The sequence below is a fragment of the Type-D symbiont of Plautia stali genome, from assembly GCF_001485335.1.
In the GTDB taxonomy this organism is placed as follows: domain Bacteria; phylum Pseudomonadota; class Gammaproteobacteria; order Enterobacterales; family Enterobacteriaceae; genus Pantoea; species Pantoea vagans_C.
In genome coordinates, this window is the sequence record NZ_BBOC01000036.1 from 24,889 (window position 1) to 50,047 (window position 25,159).

The window sequence follows — 25,159 nt, forward strand, 5'->3', positions numbered from 1 at the left end:
TGCCCCTTTACTGCGCGACGCGCAGGGTTGTCAGTAAATTTTTTAACTCTGGAATACAGGAGCCACAATTGGTGCCACATTTCAGCATTGCGCCAAGTGCGGCCGTGGAATCGCAGCCCTGCTCAATCGCCCGTCGAATCGCTACGTCGCCGACACCGAAGCAGCTGCAAATAGTCCGGCCTGGATTTTCACCTTGTGCTGGACGCCCGCCCAACAGGGTATGGCGCTGCTGAGGTGAATTCGGTGTGTGCGTAAAGGCGCGAGCAACAAATCCATGATCGATTTCCGGCAACCAAGGGGCCGCATAAAAGGCACATACCAGGTTGCCGTTACGCCAGCCCAGCATATGCCGCTGTTGACCCGACTGTGCTTGTTGCCACTGCACATCCCGCATGCCCGGTTGCTGCATCAGCCAATCCGATGCCTTACCGTTGCCTGCCACGACATAACGCTGTACCCCCTCTTGAGGCGCGCGAGACCAGTACAGCAGTTGTTGAGGTGCCATCACCGCTGGCATGAACAGCCACCCCTGCCATGCAGGACGCAACGGCTGCAGACGCACGGCGGTTTGTTTCAGAGCAGGTTGGCCAGAATCGGGACAGCAGTTGGCCGCCACTAAGCCATCTACGTTGGCCTGAGCGCTAAACTGGCGCGTCCAGTGCATGGGAATAAACAGCTGACCACGCGTTAATCCGCTGTCGATCACCACACGACCGCTCCACCAGCCCAGCGCAGACTGTACACGCGTCAGATCCCCCTGACTTAAGCCATGCGCTGCCGCGTCGTGCGGATGCAGTGACACAAAGGGCTCATCGTAATGCTGCATCAATCGCGGAACATTGCCGGTGCGGGTCATGGTGTGCCACTGGTCGCGAATACGACCAGTGTTCATTAACAAGGGGTAATCGTTACAGGTCTGGGTTTTGATGGGGATGGCGGGTGGCAGCAAGCGCGCTTTACCATCTCCATGGAAGAAGCGCCGATCGGCAAACATCCGCGCCGTGCCTTCAGGCCTTCGCGCATTGATTGGCCACTGCACCGGCGTCAGCTGGTCATATTGTTCCCGGGTGATAGTTGCCAGCGCGCTGATATCAAAAGCACGGCGACCACCATTCTCGAAGCCAGACAGCGCGGCATGCTCAGCAAAAATCTCGCAGGGGTGCTGCCAGGCAAAGGCCGCGCCGAATCCCAACCGCTGCGCCACCTGCGCCAGCAACCACCAGTCAGGTTTCGCTTCGCCTGCCGGTTCGATAAAACATCGCTGGCGTGAAATACGACGTTCGGAATTCGTTACCGTGCCATTCTTCTCGCCCCAGCCTTGCGCGGGGAGCAGCACATGCGCTAAATCCGCGGTATCGCTATGGGCGCTCACCTCCGACACCACCACCAGTTCGCATCGGGCTAACGCCTGAGCGATACGATTACCTTCTGGCATCGAGACCGCGGGATTGGTGCCCATGATCCACACCGCTTTCACTTCACCACGATCAATCGCCTTAAACAGATTGACCGCCGTTAACCCTGGCTGACGGGCCACGCGTGGGCTGTTCCAGAAGCGGCTGACCCGGTCCACCTCCTCCTCACTGAATCCCATGTGCGCCGCCAGTTGATTAGCCAGTCCACCCACTTCCCGGCCGCCCATGGCATTCGGCTGCCCGGTCAACGAAAACGGTCCTGCGCCGGCATAGCCAATTTTGCCGCTTAACAGATGCGCATTGATAATGGCGTTGTTGTTGTCACTGCCAGTTTGCGACTGATTAATGCCCATGCACCACAGCGTCAATACGCGTGGTTGCGATGCAAATAGCTGCCAGAAATTGGTGATTTCCTGTTCGCTAAGCTGGCAGGCTTCTGCCACCGTCGCCAGATCCCACACTTTGCAGGCTGCCAGCGTCGCTTCAACGTTCGCCAGATGCGGCAACATGGCGGCATCGACGGCATCATGGTCGCTCAGCCAGTTGAGCAGCCCGGCAAACAGCGCGCTGTCCGACCCTGGTTGCAAGGCGAGATGCAGGTCCGCGATATCACAACTGGCCGTGCGGCGGGGATCGATCACCACCAGTTTCATCTCGGGGCGATCGGTTTTCGCCTGCACCAGTCGCTGCCACGCTACCGGGTGCGCCCATGCCGCGTTCGAGCCGACCAGCACCACGACATCGGCCTGTTCGATATCTTCATAGCAGCATGGCACCGCATCCGCACCCAACGCGCGCTTGTAACCGACCACGGCGGACGCCATGCACAGCCGTGAATTGGTATCGATATTGGCCGCCCCAATAAAGCCTTTCATCAACTTGTTGGCGGTGTAGTAATCCTCGGTCAGCAACTGGCCCGAGCCATAAAATGCCACGGCCTGTGGGCCATGTTGATCGATGACCTGCTGCATTCTTGCCGCTACATGATCCAGTGCCACCGACATGCTGACACGCTCACCATTGATCTGTGGCCACAGCAGACGCCCTTCATGAGACAAGGTTTCGCCCAGCGCAGACCCTTTCACACACAGGCGGCCAAAGTTGGCGGGATGCTGGCGATCGCCGCTGACAGGTTGATCCGGCGCGCTGACCTCGACACCACAACCCACGCCACAGTAAGGACAGGTGGTTTTCATGATGCCGCCGCGAGCGCCAGCATTGGCTGATGCCCTAGCCACACTTTGCCGCCATCAATCCGCACCGGCCAGCAGCGCAGTTGATGTTCAGCGTTATCGAGGCTTTGTCCATCCCGAAGACGAACACGCTGTTTGTAGAGGGGCGAGATCACCACCGGTTCACCCGCCACATCGCCAAGAATGCCGCGTGACAGCACGCTCGCCTGTGTGCCCGGTTCGATATCCTCCAGTGCGTAAATGGTTTCGCCCATGCGGAACAGTGCCACGCGCTGGCCACCCAGCCGAGCGCCGATACCCGCGGATGCCGGAATCGCTGTCACATCACAAATCGCGCTCCAGGGTTCGTCAGGCAATGTTGTCACTGGAATGATGTCCATTGATGCAGGCTGGCGCTGATCGCGCACCCGCACATAGTTCAGGGTTTCATCCGCTTCCTCGCTGTTGAGCGTGGGGGTAAACAATGCGCGGCGGGAAGGATCTTGCAGCGTGCTGAGCCATTCACACTGGTAGCGATCCACCACTAACTGCATCTCCTGCTCCAGCCTCTCGCCGATACCCAGCACATCCTCAATCACCACTCGACGCAGGTAGTCCAAACCGCCTTCCATGTTATCCATCCACACACTGGTGCGTTGCAGACGATCGGCCGTGCGCACGTAGAACATCAGTATACGATCGACGTAACGCAGCAAGGTTTCATCATCGAGATCGCTGGCAAACAGGTCTGCGTGGCGCGGTTTCATGCCGCCGTTGCCGCACACATACAGATTCCAGCCCTTATCGGTGGCAATCACGCCTATGTCTTTGCTCTGTGCTTCCGCGCACTCACGGGTGCATCCCGATACCGCCATTTTGATTTTGTGCGGCGCGCGCAGCCCTTTGTATCGATTCTCCAGCGCAATGGCGAAGGCGGTGGAGTCCTGAACACCATAGCGACACCAGGTCGAACCCACGCAAGACTTCACCGTACGCAACGATTTACCGTAAGCGTGACCGGTCTCGAAGCCTGCAGCAATCAGGGTTTCCCAGATATCCGGCAACTGTTCAAGGCGTGCGCCAAACAGATCGATGCGCTGGCCGCCGGTAATCTTGGTGTAGAGGTCGTAGCGTGCGGCCACCTCCCCGATGGCAATCAAACCTTGCGGAGTAATCTCACCGGCTGGCACACGCGGCACCACAGAATAGGTGCCATCCTTTTGGATATTGGCAAAGTAGCGGTCGTTGGTATCCTGCAACGGCAGGTGCTGCGGTTTAAGCAGGTATTCGTTCCAGCAGGATGCCAACAACGACCCGGCCAGGGGTTTGCATACTTCGCAGCCATGTCCACGGCCATGCTGCTGGATCAGTTGTTCAAAGGTGGTGATATGGTCGACGCGGATCAGGTGATACAGCTCCTGACGTGAATAGGCGAAGTGTTCGCAAATATCTTTCTTTACCTCCACGCCCTGGTTCGCCAACTCCAGTTCCATCACCTGCTTAACCAAAGCGCTACAGCCGCCGCAGCCGGTGGCCGCTTTGGTACAGCTTTTGATCGCTGCCATATCGCCACAGCCACTCTGCACCGCAACGCAGATATCCCCTTTGCTGACATTGTGGCAGGAGCAGATTTGCGCGCTTTCAGGTAATGCTGCCACGCCAAGGGCTTTGGAGGGTGAACCTGCCAGCTGTGGCAAAATCAAGCTTTCCGGTTCACTGGGCAACGGCATTTTATTCAACATCATCTGCAACAGGCTGCTGTAGTCGCCGCTATCGCCCACCAGCACACCGCCGAGCAGGGTTTTGCTCTCTTTGCACACCACCAGTTTTTTATAGATGCCTTTCGGGTTGTCTGTCCATTGGTAGCTTTGGCTGTCGACCGTGCGACCGTGCGCATCCCCAAAAGAGGCGACTTCGACGCCGAGCAGCTTGAGTTTGGTGCTCATGTCCGCACCGCTGAACGCCAGTTCCTCCTGGGCCAACTGCGCGGCCAGTACACGCGCCATTTGATAGCCCGGTGCCACCAGACCGAAAATTTGCCCCTGCCAGAGCGCGCACTCGCCGATGGCATAAACTCCGGCTACGTTGGTTTCACAGCCATCGTTGATCGCAATGCCGCCGCGCTCGCCAAGTTGAATCCCCGCCGCGCTCGCCAGGGTATCACGAGGACGAATCCCCGCGGAGAACACAATCAAATCGGTCTGCAGCACACTGCCGTCGGCAAAACGCATCTGCACGCTGCCATCGGGCAGGCTTTCAATGGCTTCCGTCTGTTTGCTGGTGTGCACCTGCACGCCGAGTGCACTGATCTTGCCGCGCAACATCTGCGCGCCGCCATCATCGAGTTGCACCGCCATCAGGCGCGGGGCGAACTCCACGACATGCGTTTCTAACCCGAGCTGTTTCAGCGCGTTCGCGGCTTCCAGACCTAACAGCCCCCCACCAATCACCACGCCGCGGGTGGCGTGTTCGGCACAGGCAGCAATTGCATCCAAATCCGCGAGTGTGCGATAGACAAAACAGCGCGAATGTTCACGTCCAGGCACCGGCGGCACAAAGGGTATCGATCCCGTCGCCAGTACCAGTTTGTCCCAGGCCAGTTCCGCACCGCTGGCATCGCGCAGGCTGCGCTTATCGGTATCTATCGCCAGCACTTCGCAGCCGCTGCGCAGCTCAATACCGTATTTCTCAAAGAAGTTGTCGCTCACCAGTGAGAGATCGTCAGCCGTTTTTCCGCCAAAATACTCGGTGAGATGAACGCGGTCATACGCCATTTGAGGCTCATCGCCATACACCACGATGTGGTAGTGCTGGTGCAACTCGCGGCTCACCAGCTGCTCCAGAAAATGGTGGCTGACCATACCGTGGCCCACCACGGCGAGAAGAGGTTTGCTCATCACATTGCTTCCTGCAGCACACGGCTGCGTTAAGGGGTTATCCAGTCCGAACAGTGCATTGATATCCACACGTTCACCCTGTTGAAGTGGGTTAAGCAGCGCGCCTGCACGTTGGGTATCGCCAAACAGCAATACGCCGCGCAACGCGCCGTTACGCAGAAACAGGCGCTGATAGTGATTGTCGATAGGATCAAAACTGCTGATGGATTCGCCTTCGCGAATATCGCCTGCACTGAACATCTCAATGCCGGTGACCTTTAGCCGCGTACCGCTCTCTTGATAGTGAAAGTCCGCCATCGGCTCACCGGCGAGTTGTGCCGTCAGCACATCGGCCTGCGCCAGACAGGGGGCGACCAGTCCAAAGGTTTCACCTTCGATTTCGCAACATTCACCCAGTGCATACACGTCATCGATGGCGGTTTGTAACTGACGATTGACCACAATGCCGCGCTGGCACGGCACACCGGCCTGCTGCGCCAGTGCCATTTCCGGCAGCACGCCAATCGCCATGATCACCTGCTGTGCAGGTAAACGTGTGCCATCGGTCAAGGTGACCGCATCGCTATGGATCGACTGTAGCGATACGCCAAGGTGGCAGTGAATACCTCGCTGGGTCAGATGCTGCGTCAACAACGTGCCGGCCTGCTGATCCAACTGACGGTCCAGCAGCCAAGGGCGATGGTGCAGCAACGTGACATCACGCCCACGCAGACGCAGTGCCGCCGCCGCTTCCACACCTATCAATCCCCCACCCAGCACCACCACCGGGCCTTGTTGCGCCAACATCGTCTCGACATCACGTAATGTGCGGAAACCCAGCACCTGAGGGCGTTCGACTCCCGGCAGATCGGGCATACGCGGTCGTGAACCACAGGCGAACACCAGTTTGTCCCAGTGCAGCGTGCGTTGATCGGTGAAGACCCTTTGTGCTTTGAGATCCACCTGCAGTGCTGTTTCACCCATCAACAATTGCACCTGATGGGTGATGTACCAATCCGGCGCGTGGATCAGCGTATCCAGAAAGGCTTTCTCGCCTGACAGCACAGGAGACAACATCACACGGTTGTAATTGCCCTGGGCTTCACGGCCAATGACCGTGATGGCATAACGGCCCGGTGCGCGCTGCAAAAGGGTTTCCACCATCCGCATCGCGGCCATCCCGTTACCAATCACCACCAGCTGCTGCACCATGACCTGTTCCTTATGCGACCGCAGTCTGCTTTTCGTAGAGGAAGTGCAGAATCTGCTGACGCAACTGGTGATAGCGCGGCTCGTCAGCCAAGGCCACGCGAGAACGTGGACGCGGCAGATCGATGGTGAGAATCTCACCGACTTGTGCCGCAGGCCCGTTGGTCATCATCAACACGCGGTCTGACAGCAGCACGGCCTCATCCACATCGTGGGTGATCAGCACAATGGTGGTCTTCAGCTCCTGCTGAATGCGCATCACGCTGTCTTGCAAATGTGCTCGCGTCAGGGCATCCAGTGCGCCAAACGGCTCGTCCAGTAGTAGCACGCGCGGTTTCATCGCCAGCGCACGCGCAATGCCCACACGCTGTTTCATGCCGCCGGAGATTTCCGCTGGCCGCTTGTGCATGGCGTGGCTCATCTGCACGCGATTGAGGTTGTGTTCGATCCACTCACTCATTTCGCTTTTGTTCATCTGCCCCTTAAACACCTGCTGTACCGCCAGTTCGACATTTTGGTAAGCCGTGAGCCACGGCAGCAATGAATGGTTTTGGAACACCACGGCACGCTCTGGACCGGGGCCACTGATTTCGCGGTTTTCACACAGCAATACGCCGCTGCTGGGTTGGGTCAATCCGGCAATCAGGTTAAGCAAGGTGGATTTACCGCAGCCTGAGTGACCAATCAGGCTGAGAGTTTCACCCGGGTGAATATCAAAGCTAACGTTATCGAGTGCCAGGAATTCACCGCTGGCGGTGTTGAAACACTGGCTGACCTGCTGAACGCGAATAATGAGGTTCATGGTTGGCTCCTTATTTATCCCAGCTAAAACGACGTGCCAGCAGCATCAATGCCTGCTCCAGCAGCAACCCAATGACACCAATCACCACGATGGCAATCAGGATGTTTTCGACGTTGAGGTTGTTCCACTCGTTCCAGATCCAGAAACCGATGCCCAGCCCCCCCGTTAACATCTCCGCGGCAACAATCACCAGCCAGGCGATACCCATCGAGAGGCGCATACCGGTCAACACAGCGGGCAGAACCGCTGGGAACAGAATGCGGCGCATCACCGTCCATTCGTTAAGGCGCAAGACACGGGCCACATTGAGGTAATCCTGGGGGATACGCTGCACTCCTTCGGCGGTGTTAATCACCATCGGCCAGATTGAGCAGATGAAAATGGTCCAGCTGGAGGCAGGCTCCGCGCGTTGAAACAGCAGCAGACCAATCGGTAACCACGCTAAAGGGCTGACAGGACGCAGCAGTGCGATGATGGGATTGAACATGCGTGCCACAAAGGTGAAGCGCCCAATCAGGAAACCTGCGGGTATCCCCACCAGCGCTGCCAGACCAAATCCCACCGCCACACGTTGCAGCGATGCCACGACATTCCAGCCGATGCCCTGATCGTTGGGGCCGTTGTTGTAAAAGGGGTCGGCGAACAGCGTCACTGCCGCTTGCCAGGTCGCCAACGGCCCAGGAAAACCTTTGCTCGACATGGCGGCCAACTGCCAGACGAATAGCAGGACGATCAGTCCGCAACTCGCCGGGATCAGCCGCAGTAACAGCGGCCGCAGCCAGCGTTGCCGTGCTCGCGGTTGTTGTGCGACGTTCAGCGCAATCACCTGCGCCGGTTGAGCGACGGCGGGAGTCGCCACTTTCAGCGTACGGGCTTCAGATTTCATGCTGACCTCACTTAGCTACGTTTAATGGCGAAACTGTCGGCATAGGCGGCAGGATTGCTGCCATCCCACACTTTGCCGTCAATCAGCGTGCTGCTGCGCATCTCGGCAGACGGCACGGAGACGCCACCCACCGCGCTGGCGGCTTGTTTGTAAATGTCGATACGGTTGATTTTCCGTGCGATGGCGGCGTAATCGGGCGCGGTTTTCACCATCCCCCAGCGCTTCATCTGCGTCAGGAACCACATGCCATCGGAGATCCATGGGAAGCTCACTTCGCCTTCGCGGTAGAAGCGCATCGAGTGGCCGTCTTGCCAGCTCTGGCCCAGGCCATTCTCGTAATGGCCCAGCATGCGGCCTTCCAGCGTTTCAACTTTGGTGTTGATCCACGCTCGCCCGGCTAACACAGCGGCAGTCTCTTTGCGGTTTTCGTCAGAGGCATCGATCCAGCGGGCGGCTTCGAGGACCGCAGCCGTCATTGCACGCGCGGTGTTGGGGTTCTCTTGCACCCATTGCGCCCGTGTCGCGAGGATTTTTTCAGGATGGTCCGGCCAAATTTGCTGTGTGGTGGCGGCAGTGAATCCGATGTTGTCGCTGATGGCGCGCTGGTTCCAGGGTTCGCCAACGCAGAAACCACTCATGTTGCCCATTTTCATGTTCATCACCATTTGCGGTGGCGGTACCACCACGGTGCGCACATCTTCAAATGGGTCGATACCTGCATTCGCCAGCCAGTAATAGAGCCACATGGCGTGGGTACTGGTGGGAAAGGTGTGCGCGAAGGTGTAACTGCCTTTTGCCTGGCTCGCAATCAGCTTTTGCAGGCTGACTGCATCCGTGACCTTTTGCTCTTTCAGTTGGTTTGCGAGTGTGATGGCCTGACCGTTGTTATTCAGCGTCATCAGGTTGGCCATGTCGTGCTGTGGCCCTGCGACACCTAATTGCAGGCCATAGATCATGCCGTATAGCGCATGCGCGGCATCCAGTTCACCCGCCGTCAGTTTGTCGCGTACCGCCGCCCAACTGGCCTCTTTGCTTGGCTGCAGTGTGAGTCCATATTTTTTGTCGAAGCCTTTCACTGAGGCCATCACCACTGGCGCGCAGTCAGTGAGGGGAATAAAGCCAACGCGAACGCTGCTTTTTTCTGGCGCATCCGAGCCGGCAGCCCACACCGCATTGCGTAAGCCCGGCAGTAAATAGCTGCCACCTACCACCGCACTGCCCAGTAGAAACTGACGACGTGATACCGAAAACCGCGTTTTGCTCATCATGCGCATCCTGAAAAAAAAGAAATAAAAAAAGGCGTCCTCCCGCATGCTGTAAAAACATGGGGCCGGACGCCTTTATCCAAAGCACTCGCTTCACCGCCGTTGGCGAAACAAATGCGCAATGTCAGTAAGGTATTGCAAAGCCTGTGCCAAAAAAATTCTCTTAAAGAATCAGCACGGCACCCCACTTGAATCAGTGAAAGTGCGCAAATCTGCACTGTGCTGACGCACAATACGCACAGGCTTTGTGCAACTACCTCCTTGGAGTTATGACTTCAACGTTGCCGCAACGGCCAGGATGGCTTGGGCGATGTCCAGGATGCGTTTGTTTTGATTCATGGCACTTTTTCGCAGGGCTTGCCAGGCATCCTGCTCACTAAAACCGTGTTGCTCCATCAACCAGCTTTTGGCTTGATCGACAATTTTTCGTTCATCGAGTGACGCACGCATGGTGGCCAGTTCATCGGCCTGCGCCTTTAAACGCTGCGCCTGTTCGCCGATCAGTGAAAGTACTGAACGGCCCAGTTGCGGCGCGAGGCCCTGACTGTCGAGCGTGGTTTCCTGCCCGTCCAGCCAACTGGCCCCGGCGATATAAAGAGAGAAACTGGCCTCTTCACGGTGTGCCACCTGTTGCGGGTCCGCCTGTTCACTGGCGCTAATCGCACGCTGACAGCAGTTCATGAGGGTAATGCACAACGTATCTTCTATTTGTTTCATCTGATCCAGCCGCTGGCTCAGCAGCGTAAACCATTGGAGAACTCCATTTTCACCACAAGGCACATCGGTGCAGGCAATACGCCGCAGCCGTTCAATTTGGCTGCCCGCGTCAGCCATTTCCTGCCAGCGTTGTAGATTTTGGCTGTCAGCGAACTGGCTGAAGGTGTTGAAACTCTGCTCCTGAGCAGCGATCAGTGCCAGAATGCGCTGGCGTTGTTCCGGGCTAAAGGTCCCGGCAGCAAAACCTGCCGAACCCGTCGCGCGCTCCTGACCAGCCAACTCCTTTCCCTGCATAAAACTAAAGAGGGCGATTAGCGCACGAGAAATTTCCGGTTCGCTTGCGGTGTCTGCAGCTTCAAATACCAGGTTGAGTAATGTGCGAATCACATGGTTGAACGCCTCCATGGCTTGCGCGTGGCGACAACTTTGTTTGCGCACCTGCTGACGCAATACTGGCAGGCTATTGAGTGCCTGCAACGCGGCGGCGATTAACATGCAAAACCGACTGTAGCCCGGTTGCGCGACAGCGGCAGGTAACATTGCCATCGCTACGTCTTGCCGCTGCTGCACCTCAATCGCACGCGCTTCCAGCTCATCACCAAACAGGCGGCCCTCTGAACACAGCCAGATATTGCTGGCACCGCGCTCACGCTGCAGCACATGGATTAATTCACTGAGCGCAAGAATTTGCTCGCCCGTACGTAATAAACGTTGCAGACTCGCAATCTCGCTGGCGCGGCTAGCACGTAGATACTCCAGAGCCCGGTTCATTGCTGACTCCCACAATCAGGCAAATTTAGGGCAATACTCAAGCAAAAGCCGTGCCGAACTCGACTTCAATTTGGACGGATGGGCGCCCGTAAATTCTGAAAGTCAGAAAATTGTTTACTGGCGCAATCTTTTTTTAACGTCAAAAATAGATTAATCTTATTTAATAATTTTCATTATATCCATTGTGCGAAAATTGTGTTTTCGCCTGCGTTTTACACTTCCACTGGTAAATAAGTAAATTCATCTTATATATCACCCTCAGCACGTGTTTTTTATCACCTGTTCCAGCTACATTTTCGCCCGGTAGCACGGGATTTCTCTCGGTGCAATGGTTTGAATTCTCAAAAGTCTTAGGTAGACTGAGCACAGCACTATCTTTCTGTAATCTGACTGTTTTTTGATGGCTTTCTTGCTGCGTAATCTGCCCGCTTCCATTGCGTGTGCCGCATTTTAATCTGCAGCTAATCTGATGAAATTTGAGGTTCATGGTGAATAAGAGTCTCGTGCTAACCCTACTGGCGGTGTTAACGTTAGCGGGTTGTAAAGCGCCAACGCCGCCCGTTACTGATGACACTTTGGTCACCAGTGAAGTCAATGGCGTTAAGCTGGTTCACCGGAATGCGGTGGCAGCACCAGCCGAGTTCACGCCGGTCAATGAAAGTTTTCGCGCACTCTATGCTGCTTCGGTCATGACCACGCCTGATTTTGGCGGCAAAGTGGTGCGTTATCTCGACAATGCTAAGTCGTTTGAAGTGCTTGGCCGTGTTGAGCACAGCTGGTTAGCCGTTGCTGATGAACCGAATGGACAGCTGATTGGTTATATTCCGCCCAAGGCTGGGGTGGAAAGCAGCCGTTATGACGCCACCGTGCGTAGCGATCGTCCACGCCCCCGCCGCAACAAACAGGTCTGTGTGGCCGTTGGAGGCGCCAGCAAGGCATGTCGCACCAACGATACCGCGACCTGGATCCTAGACTGATAATGCAATACGGCGCAGATTGTCCGCAGAAAGGTCGCTCTTTGCGGACAAGAAATAGCGCCATTGCCAGGAAAATCGAGATTTAATGACCCAGGATTCTGTTGCACGCGATGGCATTGTCGCGGGCAATGATAACCTTTTGCTTAATGCCGCAGCACCGATACTGAATGCCGTTGTTCGCCTGCGGCAGGCTGCCACGCATGATGATCCTGCCGGTTTACGCCAGCTTTTGATCGAAGAAATCCGCCAGTTTGAACAACGCTGCAAGCAAGCGGGACTGCCCTTTGAGATGATCATTGGCGCACGCTATTGCCTATGCAGCGTGCTGGATGAAGCCGCGGCACAAACGCCATGGGGCACGCGAGGCGTATGGTCTGGCAACGGCATGCTGGTGACTTTCCACAACGAAAGCTGGGGCGGTGAAAAAGTTTTCCAACTGCTGTCACGCGTTTCGCAGAGTCCACAGCAACACCTCTGGCTGCTGGAAGTGATCCACTATTGCCTGCTACTGGGCTATGAAGGCCGCTATCGTGGCAGCGACAGTGGTCGCGCCCAGTGTGACAGCATTCGCAAGCGCCTGGCACAGTTAATTCAGGAAACTCGCCCGACTACCGTTAACCCGGCCGCGCCGCTGGTTGAAGTGCATCCCTTGGTGAGCAGCCTGACGCGCCCCATGGTGCCGCTGTGGGCTTGCGCCACCTTAGCCGCTTTGATTGCCTGCCTGATATACAGCGGCCTCAACTGGCGATTGGGCAATGCAGCTGAACCCCTGCTTCGCGCCATCTATCAAACGCCATTGCCACAAATCATGCCTGGCCGTCGTCCTACCTCACCACAAGCCTTGCTCGATCTTCATCAACGTTTAAATGATGTGATTGCTGCAGGCCAGTTAGAGGTAAGTGATGGCGCATTCGGCAGTAAAGTGATCATCCCCGCAGACAAACTGTTTTCATCTGATGGCACCGTGGTCAATCAGGTTGGCCGCGCACTGCTGGCGCACGTCGCCAGCGCAATGAAAACGGTGAAAGGCACCGTTTTGGTCTCGGTGTACACCGATAACAGCCCGGTTGATGGTCGCTTTGCTTCCAGTTACGAATTCTCTTTTGCCCGCGCACGCGCCGTTACGCAGTTACTCAATCCGCAGCTCGCTGAAGGACACAGCGTGAAAGCTGAAGGGCGCGGCGACAGTAATCCCCTGCTTCCCAACGACAGCAATGAAAATCGCGCGCGCAACCGGCGCGTAGAAATCACCCTGTTTGCGGCACCGGAAACCCTTGGCAATCATCCGGGAGGTCAGTGATGCGTGCATCGATGCAACATTTTTTAACCCACCGCCTGTTGTGGAGCCTGATTGGCGTCACGGCCCTGAGTTGCGTGCTGTGGATGTTGGGCCCGCTATGGACCTGGGGTGATACCCGTCCGCTTGAGCCGATTTTCGCTCGTCAGTGCGTGGTTGGCCTGTTGTTCTTCTGCTGGGTGCTGTTCCAGTTTATTCCGGCAATCTGGCGTGGCTGGTTCAACAGCAAAATGCTTAACCGCCTTCAGGAAATGAACAGTGAGGAGCTCTCTGACCGACAGGCCACGGATACGCTACTGGCACAGCGCTTCAGCGAAGCCGCACTGCGATTAAAACGCACCCAGTTTGGTCGTCGTCATCAGCAGAGTTGGCTGGCACGTTTCCAGAGCCACTATCTTTATCAACTACCGTGGTATGTGATGATGGGCGCACCCGGCGCGGGCAAGACCACCGCACTGCTGAATGCCGGCCTCGAATTCCCGCTCACGGACAGTCTGGGTAAAGGCGCGGTGCGTGGCGTTGGTGGTACACGCCACTGTGACTGGTGGTTTACGGATAGCGCAGTCCTGATCGACACCGCTGGCCGTTATGCCCTGCAAGAGAGCCAACGCGCCCGTGATGGTGCCGAGTGGCAGAGTTTTATCAATCTGTTAAAGCGTTATCGTACCCGTCAGCCGATCAACGGTGTGATCATGACGATCAGCGTCTCGGACCTGCTCACGGACTCGGCTGAGGCCCGTCACGCGCAGGCCAGCGCACTGCGTATGCGCATGCAGGAACTGCATCAGCAAACCGGAATTCACTTCCCGGTGTATGTGATGGTGACCAAAACCGACCTGCTGAAAGGCTTTATGAGCTTCCATGCCGGTTTAAGCAAACCGCAACGCGATGCCATCTGGGGTTTTACCTTCCCGTGGGAGCCCGGCAAACCGCATAAAGATGACTGGCACAACAGCTTTACCCAACAATACCGACAATTAGAGCAGCGTTTACAGCAACAACTCGCCAATGTGATGGCGAACGAGCGCGATCTCACCCAACGCGCGGACAGTTTTCTGTTTCCGCAGGAGTTCAGCTCATTGCGCCCGCTGCTCAATGAGTATCTTGATGTGGTGTTCTCTCGTCATGAGGATGAAATCGCGTGGTCGGCACGCGGCCTGTTCTTTACCAGCGGCACCCAGGAAGGACTGCCGTTTGACCGCATTATGGGGGAACTGAACCGTAAGTTGCAGTTACCGCACACCGGTGAAAACAGTTTTGCCACCTGGGATAGCGTCACCCGCCACAATCCTATCCCGGGTAACAAAGGCCAGAGCTTCTTTATTCGCGATCTTCTGAGCGACCTGGTGTTTCGCGAAAGCGGTCTGGCCGGCAGTAATCGGCACTGGGAATATCGCAACCGACTGTTCCATTGGATCGGATATGGTGCGTTGACCGGAGCGTTGCTGCTGCTGTCGGGTTTATGGCTGGCCAGTTATCTGCAGAACCAGCGTTATCTCGACCAGGTCTCGGCACGCATTGCCCCGATCACCGTGCAAAGTCAGCAGGTATTGCATCAGCCAGCCGATAATATTTTTGATCTGCTACCCTTCTTAAATAACCTGGTAAAACTGCCATTATCAGAGCGTTTTTCCCTCGACAATCCGCCGCTTACCATGCGCGTGGGTTTATATCGTGGCAACCAGGTGAGTGATGCTGCATGGGTGCTTTATCAAAATGCGCTTAAGTCTCTGCTGTTGCCTCGTGTCGCTCAACAGATTACCAATCTGCTGCGTAACGATCCGGGGAACGATAATGAGTACAGTCGTAATGCGCTGCGCGCCTATCAAATGCTTTATCAGCCGCGAAATTATGACGGCGAGTTTTTGCGTGGCTGGCTGATGCAAAACCTGCAGCGAAATCTGCCGGAAAATGTCAGCGCTCGCGATTTGCAGCAGTTGGACTGGCATCTCAGCCAACTGTTGGATCAGCAGATTCAGTCATCGCCTTATGCGCGAGACAACGCGTTGATGATGCGCAAGCTTGCGGAGAATCTGAAAAATGCCGGTGACAACGGCAACACGCTGGCGATTGTGCCAGATGCGTTGTCGCAGCGATTGACCGGACACAGTGAGTAATGGTGAGGTAACAATGGCGACGCATACCGCGCCGGGTTGGTACGGCAAATTACCGGCCACCGGAGATTTTCTGCGCCAGCGCCTGAGCGAGAATACCGTGACGCCCTGGAGCCACTGGTTTCAACAAGGGCTGATGCATTGGCACCAACAATCCGACGCGAACACTCCGCTCTTTTTGCGTGCGCCGGTGTGGAACTTTGTGTTGCCGCTGTCGCCGCTACGTCAGCAGGTTCAGATGGGCTGTTTATTGCCCTCTTGCGATCGCGTAGGCCGTAGTTGGCCGCTGCTGGCATTACGCAGTTTTCCGCTCAGCCACTGGCATAGCGCGCAATTGGCGATGTCAGGAGATTGGTATCAAGAGCTGGGTGCTTTGCTATTGCGCAGCGTGAAAGATCGTCTCAGCCCGGATGTGCTGGAACAGCAGATGCAACAGTTAGCTCCGCTGATGGTGCCAGATAACCAGCGCAGCGACATTATGGATGTCATTGGTTTTGATGACCTGCCCTGCACACTGAGCTGGCGTGAAGTGGCAGACCGATTTGATCCGCAGCAGCATATTAGCTACTGGTGGAGTAATCGCAGTGACGGATTTGCCCATGCCACACACAAACACAGTGGGCCGCTCACCGCGCAACTTTTTTCCTTACTGTTTAACCCGGCATCTGGTGCTCAGCCGGGACGCAATGGCCTCTATCCACCGATGTTTGAATAGGCTGTCGCGTTTTCCTTGTTAATGGGATGACTCATGCAATTTACCATTGTGCAGTGCAATACGGATGTGCCCGCAAAGACGGTCGCCTTTAAACCGCCGGGGGGAACTATCGGCCGCAGTCAGGACAACGATCTGGTGCTGCCTGACGAGACACGCGCGATTTCGCGTTTGCAAGCACTGGTGCATCTGTCACCTGAAGGCGAATGCCGTTTGACCAATCAGGGCAGCGTCACCTCAGTGGTGCTCAATGGCATGGTTCTGCAACGTGGTTCGCAAGTGCTGTTACATCACGGCGATGCCTTACAAATCGGTGAGTATGGCTTGCAAGTGAACGACCCAGCCTGTCAGAACAGTCAACAAGATGATCCACTGGCGTTCTTTGCAGAGAGTGCGGATGACCCGCTCGGTATTCAACAGGAACCTGATGTCCTGCCAGAGACCGCCACTGTTCGCCACGAGCGTCGCACAGATCCACGCCTCGCCATCGATCCCCAAAGTGATTCACCCGCTCTCCCTGCCGCATTACCGGGTGCCGATCAGGATAAGCTGATTGCGGCACTGTTAGAAGGTATGGGACTCAACAACGGACACCAAACGCCCTTCACCGAAGAGCAAATGCGTGTCACCGGTCGCATGTTGAGCCTGTTTTCCCAAGGCACCGTCGCTCTGCTCTCTTCGCGCTCAATTTTGAAGCGTGGAGTCAAAGCCGATATGACGATGATCCTGAACGAAGCCAACAACCCTTTTAAAATTCTGCCATCGGGCAAGACCGTACTGATGCAGATCTACCAGAGCCAGATGCCCGGCTTTATGTCACCGGAAGCTGCTGTGCGCGATGCATTAGTGGATTTGCAAGCTCACCAGCTGGGCATGATTGCCGGTATCCGCGCCATCATTGCCGCTATGCTGCAGTCGTTTAACCCGCAACGGCTGGAAGAAGAGGCACGTAAAGACGGCGTGTTGCCAAAGCTGCCGTTTAATGGTGGACGCAAAGCGGCGTTGTGGGATTACTTCTCACGCCACTATCAGCGCACGGCCGGCGAAATTGAAGATGACTTCCACACGCTGTTTGGCGAAGCCTTTTTGCACGCCTACGATATGGAAGTTAACCAGTACAAAGATTCACAGACGCGGACTGAAGACGCATGAAGATGATGTTTGCCAGTCGCTGCCAGCAGGGAATGCGCGACGAAAATCAAGACCGCACCGGGGCAGAACTCGACGAACACAAAGCCTGCTTTTTAGTATGTGATGGCGTTGCGGGCTTACCGGGTGGCGATATGGCGGCACAGATCGTTCGGGACACGCTGCTGACCTCTTTGCACAACAGCGACACCTTTACCCCTGACAGCACCCGTGCCGCCATTGAGCAATGCCAGCAGGTATTGCTGGAGGCGCAGGGAAATAATCCGAAATATGCCCGCATGAGCACCACGCTCGCCGCACTCTTTATCGACCGCCAAACACAGCGCGCATGGTGGGCGCACGCAGGTGACAGCCGGGTTTATCACTTCCGTCACGGGGTCTTGAGTCAGGTCACGCGTGACCACAGTCTGGCTCAACAGTTACGTGAAGCGGGCTATGAAAATTCCGGCATTAACAGTAATTTACTTTATAATGCGCTCGGTGTTGAGCCTGCCCGTCCCGCCACCTTCAGTGAAGTGATTTCGCTCACCGATGGTGATGCGTTTTTGGTCTGTACCGATGGGTTTTGGCTCAATCTGACCACCCACGAGATGGAACAAGCCCTGCGCATGGTCAATGCCTGCGAAGAGTGGCTGACTTTGATGGAACAAGCCGTTAACCGCAGTGTTAAAAGCGACAATCTCAGCGCTCTGGCAATCTGGATTGGCGAGCCGCAGGAAGCGACGCTGCTTTATTCCCAGGCCGATGCGGCACGTTTTCTGCCGACACGTTATTGATTCCAAGGATCCTTATGAAAGTGTGGTTGCCGGGTTTAGCGACCCTGTTGCTGGCTCTAAATGCACAAGCTGATGATTATCGCGTGGTTTACTCGCCGAGCCTGTCATTGGAAGTTTATATCGATAACGTGGCCAGCAATTCGCCGAATGACTGGTGTAAAGAGACACTGCCGTTACGCATTGTTTCAGGTAAAAGCACCGATTCCAGCATCCTGACCAGCTTCCTGCCACGCGTGGGGACGCTGTTAGCGAATCAGTGTGGCACGCTGGATGAACTCCCCTGGCAGATGACCAACAAAGACGGGAGCGTCCTGGCGAATGGTAGCGCAGCCAAACTGCAAAACTGGCGCCCTATTGTGATTAACGATGCCACTGCCAGCGCCAGTGCCAGTAACGCCGCCCCGCTTGACCTGTCAAAACCAGCAGATACGGCCCCCTTGCAACACTTCGCTTTGCCGGCCGGATGTCATTTCCGCACCTGGTGGGATGAAAATGGCGATTCACTCTTTATTCCTGACAATCCGCAACAGCACTGCTCGACCGAAGGTTGGCTGGAAGGCCCAAGTGATATCACGCTGATGAACAACGGTAATACCCGCAGCGTGGCGGTTAACTTTTATCAGGGCTACCCGATTGCCGACCTTAAGCTAAGCGGCCCAGCGCTGGAAGTCGTCGCCGTGAATAAGCAGCGCATGATAGTGACGCGCCCTGATGCAGATGATAGCTGGCTAGTGCTGCCCTTTGACAGCCAGCAGCACGTGTGGCGCTTCACTGGCAACCTGCTGATTAAAATGGATAAGACAGCCGGCCAAGACAGCGATGCGGTTAAGAAGCGAGTTGAAACTTTACGTGGCGTCTGGTCGCCACAATTTATGCCACAGCAAAAAGTGACTGTGTTACTGATTGACACCCTGCATGCGGATCTGGCCGATCCGGCGATTGGTGCCTGGCGTAACATTAATTAATTAGCGATCGTCGCCCTGGATCAATGAAGTTGACCGGGCGCTACAGGACGTGTTCAGAGAGTTCACTATGTCGGCAAACGAAAACCACACACCGAATGCCCTGCCTGCGGGCTATCGGTTTAACGAATTTGAAATCAAGGAAGTGATCGGCGGCGGTGGCTTTGGCATTGTTTATCGTGCCTGGGACCATCAGCTCGAGCGCACCATCGCGATTAAAGAGTACATGCCGGTTTCTCTGGCGGTGCGTGCTGCCGACCTGTCGCTGGAGCTGCGTGGCGAACGCTTCCAGAAACTGTTTAATGCCGGGCGCAACAGCTTCATTCAGGAAGCGCGCCTGCTCGCACGTTTTAATCATCCTGGTCTGCTGCATGTCTTGCGCTTCTGGGAAGAGAACGGCACCGCCTATATGGGCACACTTTACTACAGCGGCATGACGCTGAAAGAGTGGCAAGTGACCAGCCCGGAAAGCATCAGTGAAAGCTGGATCCGTCGCCTGCTGCCTCCGCTGTTTGGTGCCATCAATACCATTCATACCGCGGGTTATCTGCATCGTGATATTTCGCTGGATAATATCCAGATTCAGGAAAACCAGTTACCGGTGTTGCTCGATTTTGGTTCCGCGCGCAAGGAGATCGGCAATCTGTCGGACGAAACCGAAATCATGCTGAAACCCGGCTTTGCGCCGATTGAACAATACAGCGAAGAGGGCGAAGTCGAACAAGGGCCGTGGACGGATATCTATGCGCTCGGAGCGGTGCTACACAATCTGATCACCGGTCATGCGCCACCAGTGAGCGTGGTGCGTTGTATCGAGGATAACTACCAGCCGCTGGTCGAACGCCAGCCAGAGGGCTACTCGCTGCCGCTGCTTCATGCTATCGACTGCGCGCTGGCCATGAAGCCGGCTGACCGTCCACAAAATATTGATGCCTTTGCCAGCCTGATTGATTTACCTGTCAGTGATGTTGAGGCGCTGGTGACCACCTTCCCGGTGATCGCCGAAGTCCCGGCTGCCGAGCCGGTCGGGGTTGTGGTGCCAGAACCTCAGGTGATGGCGGTGAATCATGCTGCCGCCGCCATTGAACCCGTGACACCGCGTAATGTGCGTCGTCTGTCGCCAGGTTTAGTTGCCGCGGCGGCGATTGCGATTCTGGCGGTGGTGGTTGTGGTGTGGAAAGCCAATCGTCACAGCGATGCGCCACCTGTCGCCTCGACCCCTGCAGCAACCGCACCCGTGGCAAACCCCAGTGCGGCTCATCCTGGTCCCTCGCTGGCAACGGTTTATTTGCGCTTGCAGGAAGGCGACAATATTGTGCTGAATGGTGAAGTGAAGGATGTGAAACCAGCCAGCAGCGGTTTTGCCTCGCTGAATCTGGCCGCCGGCAACTATCGCATTGAAGTCCATCATGGTAGTGAAGTGCTGGCGCAATCACTCACGATTGATAAGCCGGGAACCTGGCTGATTAATCCCGGCAAACCCTGATTAGCGCGCTGCAGATTTTTGCAGCGCTCTGACCTCTGCGGCCAGACGCGTTAAGGCTTCTTCTTGCATACCGCGTTTGCCCAGCTCCTGTTCCAGCGAATAGAGATATTGGGCATTCGTTCCCAGCGGCCCACTCGCTTGTGCGATCAATGGCGCGATAGTGCTACGGCAGGAGTCGGTTTCATACAGCGGATGTCGAGGGTCCATGATAAACACCAACGCAGTCACCTTACGCGCATCATCCAGCTCCAGTTCACACCAGGTTGGCAGGTAGCAGCCGGTGATCATCTCACGCTTCCATAACAACTCGAGTTCATCATGCAGTCGGGATTCCGGCAGACGGAACGCCAGCCCGCTGGTTGCACCGCCCTCTTTCAGCGCCAGCATACGACCAGGAGCCTCTACCGTGCCGCGTCCGGCGGTAAGGCGTAAACAGAACGCCCGATGCCAGCCTTCCAGCCGCCCGGAAGCCACTTCTTCCGCTTCAAAAACCGGATTCCACATCAGGGAACCATAGCCAAAGATCCAGACCGGGCTTTGGTCAGGGCGACAGGCCAGCGTGGCCGCAAGCGATGCTGCGCGCTTTTCACAGCTCCACAGCAGCGCTTCGTCAATATCGCCAAAGGATGTTTTACAATCCGCTTTTAAAAGAAATTCCCGGGTTAACAATGCGACCTCCTCTACTGCGCTGACATCCTGTCGGTTCGGCTCCTCAAAGATGATGTCTTACAGGCAACACGCGTTGCGTCGACTTAAGAGAAGACATTAATGCATTTTTCATAAAAGTTTCAAGATTGACCCCGATCACAAAGGGGAAATTCTTCGTAAATAGCATCGGCTGCCTGGCGAAGAACTTGAATTAGGGAGGCGGTTTAATAGAGAGTCATGCATGCAAGTTAGAAAAGTCTAACTTTAGTTAAATAAACCGAAACTGCTTAATCAAACCAAAATAAGAGCGATTTAACCTCGTCAAATTTGGTGCCATTTTATAAATTAAGTGAATTTACTCTCATTTCAACCCAATGAATATCAGTCGTTATTACTGGATAACACTCAGTTTTATCAACTTAGGTCATTAATATTCATTAAGTAAAAACGCGTAAAGACTCTGCAACACAACTGTTGAAAAGTTACACTGCGCTGCGTCAGAAAAGTCATTATATTTATCAGGCACTGATGGCCTGTTTTGGTTCTTTTTTCCGGAGAGGATGGTGAATGGCTACACATGAAAAGACCCGACATACCGAATACTCGCTGATTTTCCCCATTGCTGCGCTCGCGGTGCTGAGCTTCTTTGGCGGCCAAACCGCGCTGATGCCGGTTATCGGCATTAACTTGCTGTCTCTGGTAGCAATCCTCTGCAGTGCGTTCAGCGTAGTACGTCACGCCGACGTTCTGGCACACCGCCTGGGCGAACCCTATGGTTCGCTGATTTTAAGCCTGTCGGTGGTGATATTAGAAGTGAGCCTGATCTCCGCATTAATGGCCACCGGTGATGCTGCACCGGCGCTGATGCGCGATACCCTCTACTCCATCATTATGATTGTTACCGGTGGCCTGGTTGGTTTTGCACTGCTGCTCGGCGGACGTAAATTTGCTACGCAATATGTGAATCTGGCAGGCGTGAAACAGTACATGATCGCCATTTTCCCGTTGGCGATTTTGGTGTTGGTGTTCCCTAACGCGTTACCGGGTGGTAATTTCACCACCGCCCAGGCACTGATCATCGCGGCTATTTCAGCGGCGATGTATGGCGTGTTCCTGCTGATTCAAACGAAAACGCACCAGAGCCTGTTTGTGTATGAGCATGAAGATGACGGCGACGATGGCGATCCCCATCACGGCAAACCTTCCGCTCACAGTTCTGTGTGGCATACCATTTGGTTGATCGTGCATCTGATTGCCGTTATCGCGGTCACCAAGATGAACGCCAATACTCTGGAGCAACTGCTGACAGAACTGAATGCACCCGCGCAGTTCACCGGTTTCCTCGTCGCGTTGCTGATTCTGTCACCAGAAGGTTTGGGGGCGATCAAAGCAGTGTTAATGAACCAGGTCCAGCGCGCCATGAACCTGTTCTTTGGTTCGGTGTTAGCCACGATTTCCTTAACGGTTCCCGCAGTCAGTATCATTGCCACCCTGACGGGCCAGCAACTGATATTTGGCCTGGAGCCACCGCATATGGTGATCATGAGTGCAGCATTGATCTTGTGCCACATCTCGTTCTCAACCGGACGTACCAATGTGCTAAACGGTGCCGCGCACCTGGCGCTGTTTGCAGGTTATTTGCTGACGATAATGCTGTAGGAACGCGTAGCGGCTCAATTTATTGCGCGCCCCTGGCAGTCACACCGCTGCACGATTGCGCGATAAATCGCGCCGCTACCACCATAAAAAAAGGCGCCATCGGCGCCTTTTTACAATCATCAGCAATCAATCAGTTGCTGGTATCCAGCTCCGGGAAGCTCTTCACCAGATCATCAATCGCTTTCATCTGCACCAGGAACGGCTCCAGTTTATCCAGCGGCAGCGCGGAAGGACCGTCGCACTTCGCGCTGTTTGGTTCTGGGTGCGCTTCAATGAACAGACCGGCAATACCCACAGCCATACCCGCACGGGCCAGTTCACCCACCTGCGCACGACGGCCGCCAGAGGCCGCACCGAATGGATCTCGGGTCTGCAGAGCATGCGTCACGTCGAAGATCACCGGGCTGTTGTTAGTGACTTTCTTCATCACGTTAAAGCCAAGCATATCCACAACCAGATTGTCATAGCCAAAGTTGCTACCACGGTCACACAGGATCACTTTGTCATTACCGCCTTCGGCGAATTTATCGACAATGTTACCCATCTGGCCAGGGCTAACGAACTGAGGTTTCTTCACGTTAATCACCGCACCGGTTTTCGCCATTGCTTCAACCAGATCGGTTTGACGTGCGAGGAAGGCAGGCAGTTGAATCACGTCAACCACATCAGCAACGGGCTGCGCCTGTGATGCTTCATGAACGTCAGTGATGATTTTCACGCCGAAGGCCTGCTTCAGCTCCTGGAAAATCTTCATGCCCTCTTCCAGGCCCGGACCGCGATAAGATTTGATGGAAGAGCGGTTAGCTTTGTCAAAAGAGGCTTTGAACACGTAAGGAATGCCGAGTTTATCGGTCACTTTTACATAGTGTTCGCAAATACGCATGGCGAGGTCGCGCGATTCCAGCACGTTCATACCGCCAAAAAGAACAAATGGCAGATCGTTTGCGACCTTGATATCGCCAATATTCACTATTTTCTGGGTCATGCCTTTTCCTTTTTTCGAGGGACGCTTAATGCAGCGTCACCTGTTTCTGTTCAATTGCGTGAATCTGCACTTTAATCATTTCGCTGACCGGGTCCTCAGGACACTGCTCAACAAAGTAGGTCAAATCCGTCAGTGCGATATGTTCGCACTCAAGCTGGGCATAGATGAGACCACGATCGCGTATTTCATAAGGATCATCAGGATCAATCTGCAGCAATACCTTGCTGACATTCAGCGCCAGCTCCATCTGCTTCTCTTCCATCAACGCCGCTTTCAGCGTATCGAGCATTTTGCGCATCACGTTGATGGTTTTCGCTTCGTCGAGATCGTCGTTGTAGAGTTTGGCTGTCGGGCTGATATTGCCTTTGAGCCACACTTCCAACGTATGCTTATCGAGCGTCTCGCCGTTAAACGGGTTGATCAGCCACATTTCGCCATCAAGCCAGTCGGCACGCAGAATCAACTGAGTGGGGAAAATCACCGGCATCAACGGCAGTTCCAGCTCATCCGCGATATGCAGCAGAATCACGCCCAGTGATACCGCGGTGCCCTGACGGCTCTTCAGCACTTTATCTATCCAAAGTGCATCGGATAAATTGTAGACACCGCTGGCGCCGCCAAATCCCCATTCGCGATAAAACAGCTCCAGCAGCTTGCCTAACTGCAAATCTGCATCCTGCTCACTGCTGACAAACTCACGGGCTTCATCTACTAAGGCGGCCAACTGTTGCTGCACAGAGGGCGCGGAAAAATCATTGCGTATGGCGCAGGTCGCACCAATCACCGCTTCACTCAACGGTGTTTCACTGTAATCGAGTTGCTCTGGCGAGGTCATACTATCCCCAATATCGGCATTTTGGTCATCGCCAGCTTAATCACAAACAGCAACGCAACGATTGCAATCAGGCAAGCGATCCAACGTGTCCCCATCTTGCGTGGGCGACGGCTCAATGCCACGGAACCTAAGGCGATGTAGATGATAACCCCTAACAGCTTCTCCGTCAGCCAGCTTCCTTGTGGCGAGAACGGATAAAAGTGCGTAATTACCACTAACCCCACGCCGCTGAGTAGCAAAAATGTGTCATTAATATGAGGCGCGATGCGCACCCAGCGGCGTTGCAGCATGGCAGAACCGGTTGTCAGCCAATAAAAACGCAGCAGAAACAGGCTGATAGTCAGCGCAACGGTCAGGAGGTGAAAATGTTTAATCAGCGGATACCAGCTCGCCATCGTACTTCCTTAAATCAGAAAAATTGTCCAAGAGTAACGCGGGGATTGCCG

At 55.2% G+C, this 25,159-nt stretch carries 19 protein-coding genes; 9 read left to right on the forward strand and 10 right to left on the reverse strand.

The window, feature by feature from the left end:
• Positions 1 to 7: 7 nt before the first annotated feature.
• The 6 genes from PSSD_RS13080 to PSSD_RS13105 all read right to left on the reverse strand — a co-directional run bounded on the left by PSSD_RS13080 (position 8) and on the right by PSSD_RS13105 (position 11,113).
• Positions 8 to 2,611: a nitrate reductase gene (locus PSSD_RS13080; protein WP_058972527.1), complete on the reverse strand. Its 2,604-nt coding sequence runs from the start codon at positions 2,609 to 2,611 to the stop codon at positions 8 to 10.
• Positions 2,608 to 6,675, reverse strand: coding sequence for a nitrite reductase large subunit NirB (nirB, locus tag PSSD_RS13085; RefSeq protein WP_072214978.1), 4,068 nt, complete (start codon positions 6,673 to 6,675; stop codon positions 2,608 to 2,610). Before nirB ends, PSSD_RS13080 begins: the two co-directional genes overlap by 4 nt.
• A 10-nt stretch (positions 6,676 to 6,685) precedes the next feature.
• On the reverse strand, positions 6,686 to 7,474 hold the full coding sequence (locus tag PSSD_RS13090; protein ID WP_058972528.1) for an ABC transporter ATP-binding protein: 789 nt from the start codon (positions 7,472 to 7,474) through the stop codon (positions 6,686 to 6,688).
• 10 nt (positions 7,475 to 7,484) lie between these two features.
• The gene (ntrB, locus tag PSSD_RS13095; RefSeq protein ID WP_039335218.1) at positions 7,485 to 8,360 is read right to left on the reverse strand and encodes a nitrate ABC transporter permease; all 876 of its coding nucleotides are present in this window, start codon (positions 8,358 to 8,360) and stop codon (positions 7,485 to 7,487) included.
• Positions 8,361 to 8,371: 11 nt separating this feature from the next.
• Positions 8,372 to 9,625: a CmpA/NrtA family ABC transporter substrate-binding protein gene (locus PSSD_RS13100; RefSeq protein ID WP_058972529.1), complete on the reverse strand. Its 1,254-nt coding sequence runs from the start codon at positions 9,623 to 9,625 to the stop codon at positions 8,372 to 8,374.
• 267 nt (positions 9,626 to 9,892) lie between these two features.
• Entirely contained in the window at positions 9,893 to 11,113 is a 1,221-nt protein-coding gene (locus PSSD_RS13105) for a nitrate regulatory protein (RefSeq protein ID WP_058972530.1), read from the reverse strand.
• A gap of 485 nt (positions 11,114 to 11,598) precedes the next feature.
• Between PSSD_RS13105 and PSSD_RS13110 the strand changes: the two genes are divergently transcribed.
• From PSSD_RS13110 to PSSD_RS13145, 8 genes are all read left to right on the forward strand, one after another.
• A complete protein-coding gene (locus PSSD_RS13110; RefSeq protein WP_197063365.1) occupies positions 11,599 to 12,090 on the forward strand; it encodes an SH3 domain-containing protein in 492 nt (163 codons plus the stop codon).
• Positions 12,091 to 12,175: 85 nt separating this feature from the next.
• Complete coding sequence (gene icmH / locus PSSD_RS13115) at positions 12,176 to 13,390, forward strand: type IVB secretion system protein IcmH/DotU (protein WP_039335213.1); 1,215 nt, start codon at positions 12,176 to 12,178, stop codon at positions 13,388 to 13,390.
• A complete protein-coding gene (gene tssM / locus PSSD_RS13120; protein WP_058972531.1) occupies positions 13,390 to 15,504 on the forward strand; it encodes a type VI secretion system membrane subunit TssM in 2,115 nt (704 codons plus the stop codon). Before icmH ends, tssM begins: the two co-directional genes overlap by 1 nt.
• A gap of 13 nt (positions 15,505 to 15,517) precedes the next feature.
• Positions 15,518 to 16,216, forward strand: coding sequence for a type VI secretion system-associated protein TagF (gene tagF / locus PSSD_RS13125; protein WP_039335209.1), 699 nt, complete (start codon positions 15,518 to 15,520; stop codon positions 16,214 to 16,216).
• A gap of 33 nt (positions 16,217 to 16,249) precedes the next feature.
• The gene (tagH, locus tag PSSD_RS13130) at positions 16,250 to 17,365 is read left to right on the forward strand and encodes a type VI secretion system-associated FHA domain protein TagH (RefSeq protein ID WP_039335207.1); all 1,116 of its coding nucleotides are present in this window, start codon (positions 16,250 to 16,252) and stop codon (positions 17,363 to 17,365) included.
• A complete protein-coding gene (locus tag PSSD_RS13135; protein WP_039335206.1) occupies positions 17,362 to 18,138 on the forward strand; it encodes a PP2C family protein-serine/threonine phosphatase in 777 nt (258 codons plus the stop codon). Before tagH ends, PSSD_RS13135 begins: the two co-directional genes overlap by 4 nt.
• 14 nt (positions 18,139 to 18,152) lie before the next feature.
• Complete coding sequence (locus PSSD_RS13140; protein WP_039335204.1) at positions 18,153 to 19,103, forward strand: hypothetical protein; 951 nt, start codon at positions 18,153 to 18,155, stop codon at positions 19,101 to 19,103.
• 67 nt (positions 19,104 to 19,170) lie between these two features.
• On the forward strand, positions 19,171 to 20,586 hold the full coding sequence (locus PSSD_RS13145) for a serine/threonine protein kinase (RefSeq protein WP_058972532.1): 1,416 nt from the start codon (positions 19,171 to 19,173) through the stop codon (positions 20,584 to 20,586).
• Here the strand turns inward: PSSD_RS13145 and PSSD_RS13150 are convergent, their stop codons facing one another.
• On the reverse strand, positions 20,587 to 21,255 hold the full coding sequence (locus PSSD_RS13150; protein ID WP_039335199.1) for a gamma-glutamylcyclotransferase: 669 nt from the start codon (positions 21,253 to 21,255) through the stop codon (positions 20,587 to 20,589).
• Positions 21,256 to 21,801: 546 nt separating this feature from the next.
• Between PSSD_RS13150 and chaA the strand changes: the two genes are divergently transcribed.
• A complete protein-coding gene (gene chaA / locus PSSD_RS13155; RefSeq protein ID WP_039335196.1) occupies positions 21,802 to 22,893 on the forward strand; it encodes a sodium-potassium/proton antiporter ChaA in 1,092 nt (363 codons plus the stop codon).
• A 130-nt stretch (positions 22,894 to 23,023) separates the two neighbouring features.
• Here chaA and kdsA read toward each other — a convergent pair whose 3' ends face one another.
• From kdsA to PSSD_RS13170, 3 genes are read right to left on the reverse strand one after another with little or no spacing between them, the layout of a single operon-like run.
• Complete coding sequence (gene kdsA / locus PSSD_RS13160; protein ID WP_039335194.1) at positions 23,024 to 23,878, reverse strand: 3-deoxy-8-phosphooctulonate synthase; 855 nt, start codon at positions 23,876 to 23,878, stop codon at positions 23,024 to 23,026.
• A 25-nt stretch (positions 23,879 to 23,903) separates the two neighbouring features.
• On the reverse strand, positions 23,904 to 24,713 hold the full coding sequence (gene sirB1, locus PSSD_RS13165; RefSeq protein WP_058972533.1) for an invasion regulator SirB1: 810 nt from the start codon (positions 24,711 to 24,713) through the stop codon (positions 23,904 to 23,906).
• Positions 24,710 to 25,108, reverse strand: a complete 399-nt coding sequence (locus PSSD_RS13170) for a SirB2 family protein (protein WP_039335189.1) — start codon at positions 25,106 to 25,108, stop codon at positions 24,710 to 24,712. The genes sirB1 and PSSD_RS13170 overlap by 4 nt, the downstream gene beginning before the upstream one ends.
• Positions 25,109 to 25,159: the final 51 nt, after the last annotated feature.

Coding starts and splice junctions, on each gene's coding strand:
- PSSD_RS13090 (WP_058972528.1), bottom strand. CDS start 7,474: ATGAACCTCATTATTCGCGTTCAGCAGGTCAGCCAGTGTTTCAACACC.
- tagF (WP_039335209.1), top strand. CDS start 15,518: ATGGCGACGCATACCGCGCCGGGTTGGTACGGCAAATTACCGGCCACC.
- kdsA (WP_039335194.1), bottom strand. CDS start 23,878: ATGACCCAGAAAATAGTGAATATTGGCGATATCAAGGTCGCAAACGAT.
- tssM (WP_058972531.1), top strand. CDS start 13,390: ATGCGTGCATCGATGCAACATTTTTTAACCCACCGCCTGTTGTGGAGC.
- PSSD_RS13110 (WP_197063365.1), top strand. CDS start 11,599: ATGGTGAATAAGAGTCTCGTGCTAACCCTACTGGCGGTGTTAACGTTA.
- ntrB (WP_039335218.1), bottom strand. CDS start 8,360: ATGAAATCTGAAGCCCGTACGCTGAAAGTGGCGACTCCCGCCGTCGCT.
- nirB (WP_072214978.1), bottom strand. CDS start 6,675: ATGGTGCAGCAGCTGGTGGTGATTGGTAACGGGATGGCCGCGATGCGG.
- PSSD_RS13140 (WP_039335204.1), top strand. CDS start 18,153: ATGAAAGTGTGGTTGCCGGGTTTAGCGACCCTGTTGCTGGCTCTAAAT.
- PSSD_RS13135 (WP_039335206.1), top strand. CDS start 17,362: ATGAAGATGATGTTTGCCAGTCGCTGCCAGCAGGGAATGCGCGACGAA.
- sirB1 (WP_058972533.1), bottom strand. CDS start 24,713: ATGACCTCGCCAGAGCAACTCGATTACAGTGAAACACCGTTGAGTGAA.
- icmH (WP_039335213.1), top strand. CDS start 12,176: ATGACCCAGGATTCTGTTGCACGCGATGGCATTGTCGCGGGCAATGAT.
- tagH (WP_039335207.1), top strand. CDS start 16,250: ATGCAATTTACCATTGTGCAGTGCAATACGGATGTGCCCGCAAAGACG.
- PSSD_RS13105 (WP_058972530.1), bottom strand. CDS start 11,113: ATGAACCGGGCTCTGGAGTATCTACGTGCTAGCCGCGCCAGCGAGATT.
- PSSD_RS13170 (WP_039335189.1), bottom strand. CDS start 25,108: ATGGCGAGCTGGTATCCGCTGATTAAACATTTTCACCTCCTGACCGTT.
- PSSD_RS13100 (WP_058972529.1), bottom strand. CDS start 9,625: ATGAGCAAAACGCGGTTTTCGGTATCACGTCGTCAGTTTCTACTGGGC.
- PSSD_RS13145 (WP_058972532.1), top strand. CDS start 19,171: ATGTCGGCAAACGAAAACCACACACCGAATGCCCTGCCTGCGGGCTAT.
- PSSD_RS13080 (WP_058972527.1), bottom strand. CDS start 2,611: ATGAAAACCACCTGTCCTTACTGTGGCGTGGGTTGTGGTGTCGAGGTC.
- chaA (WP_039335196.1), top strand. CDS start 21,802: ATGGCTACACATGAAAAGACCCGACATACCGAATACTCGCTGATTTTC.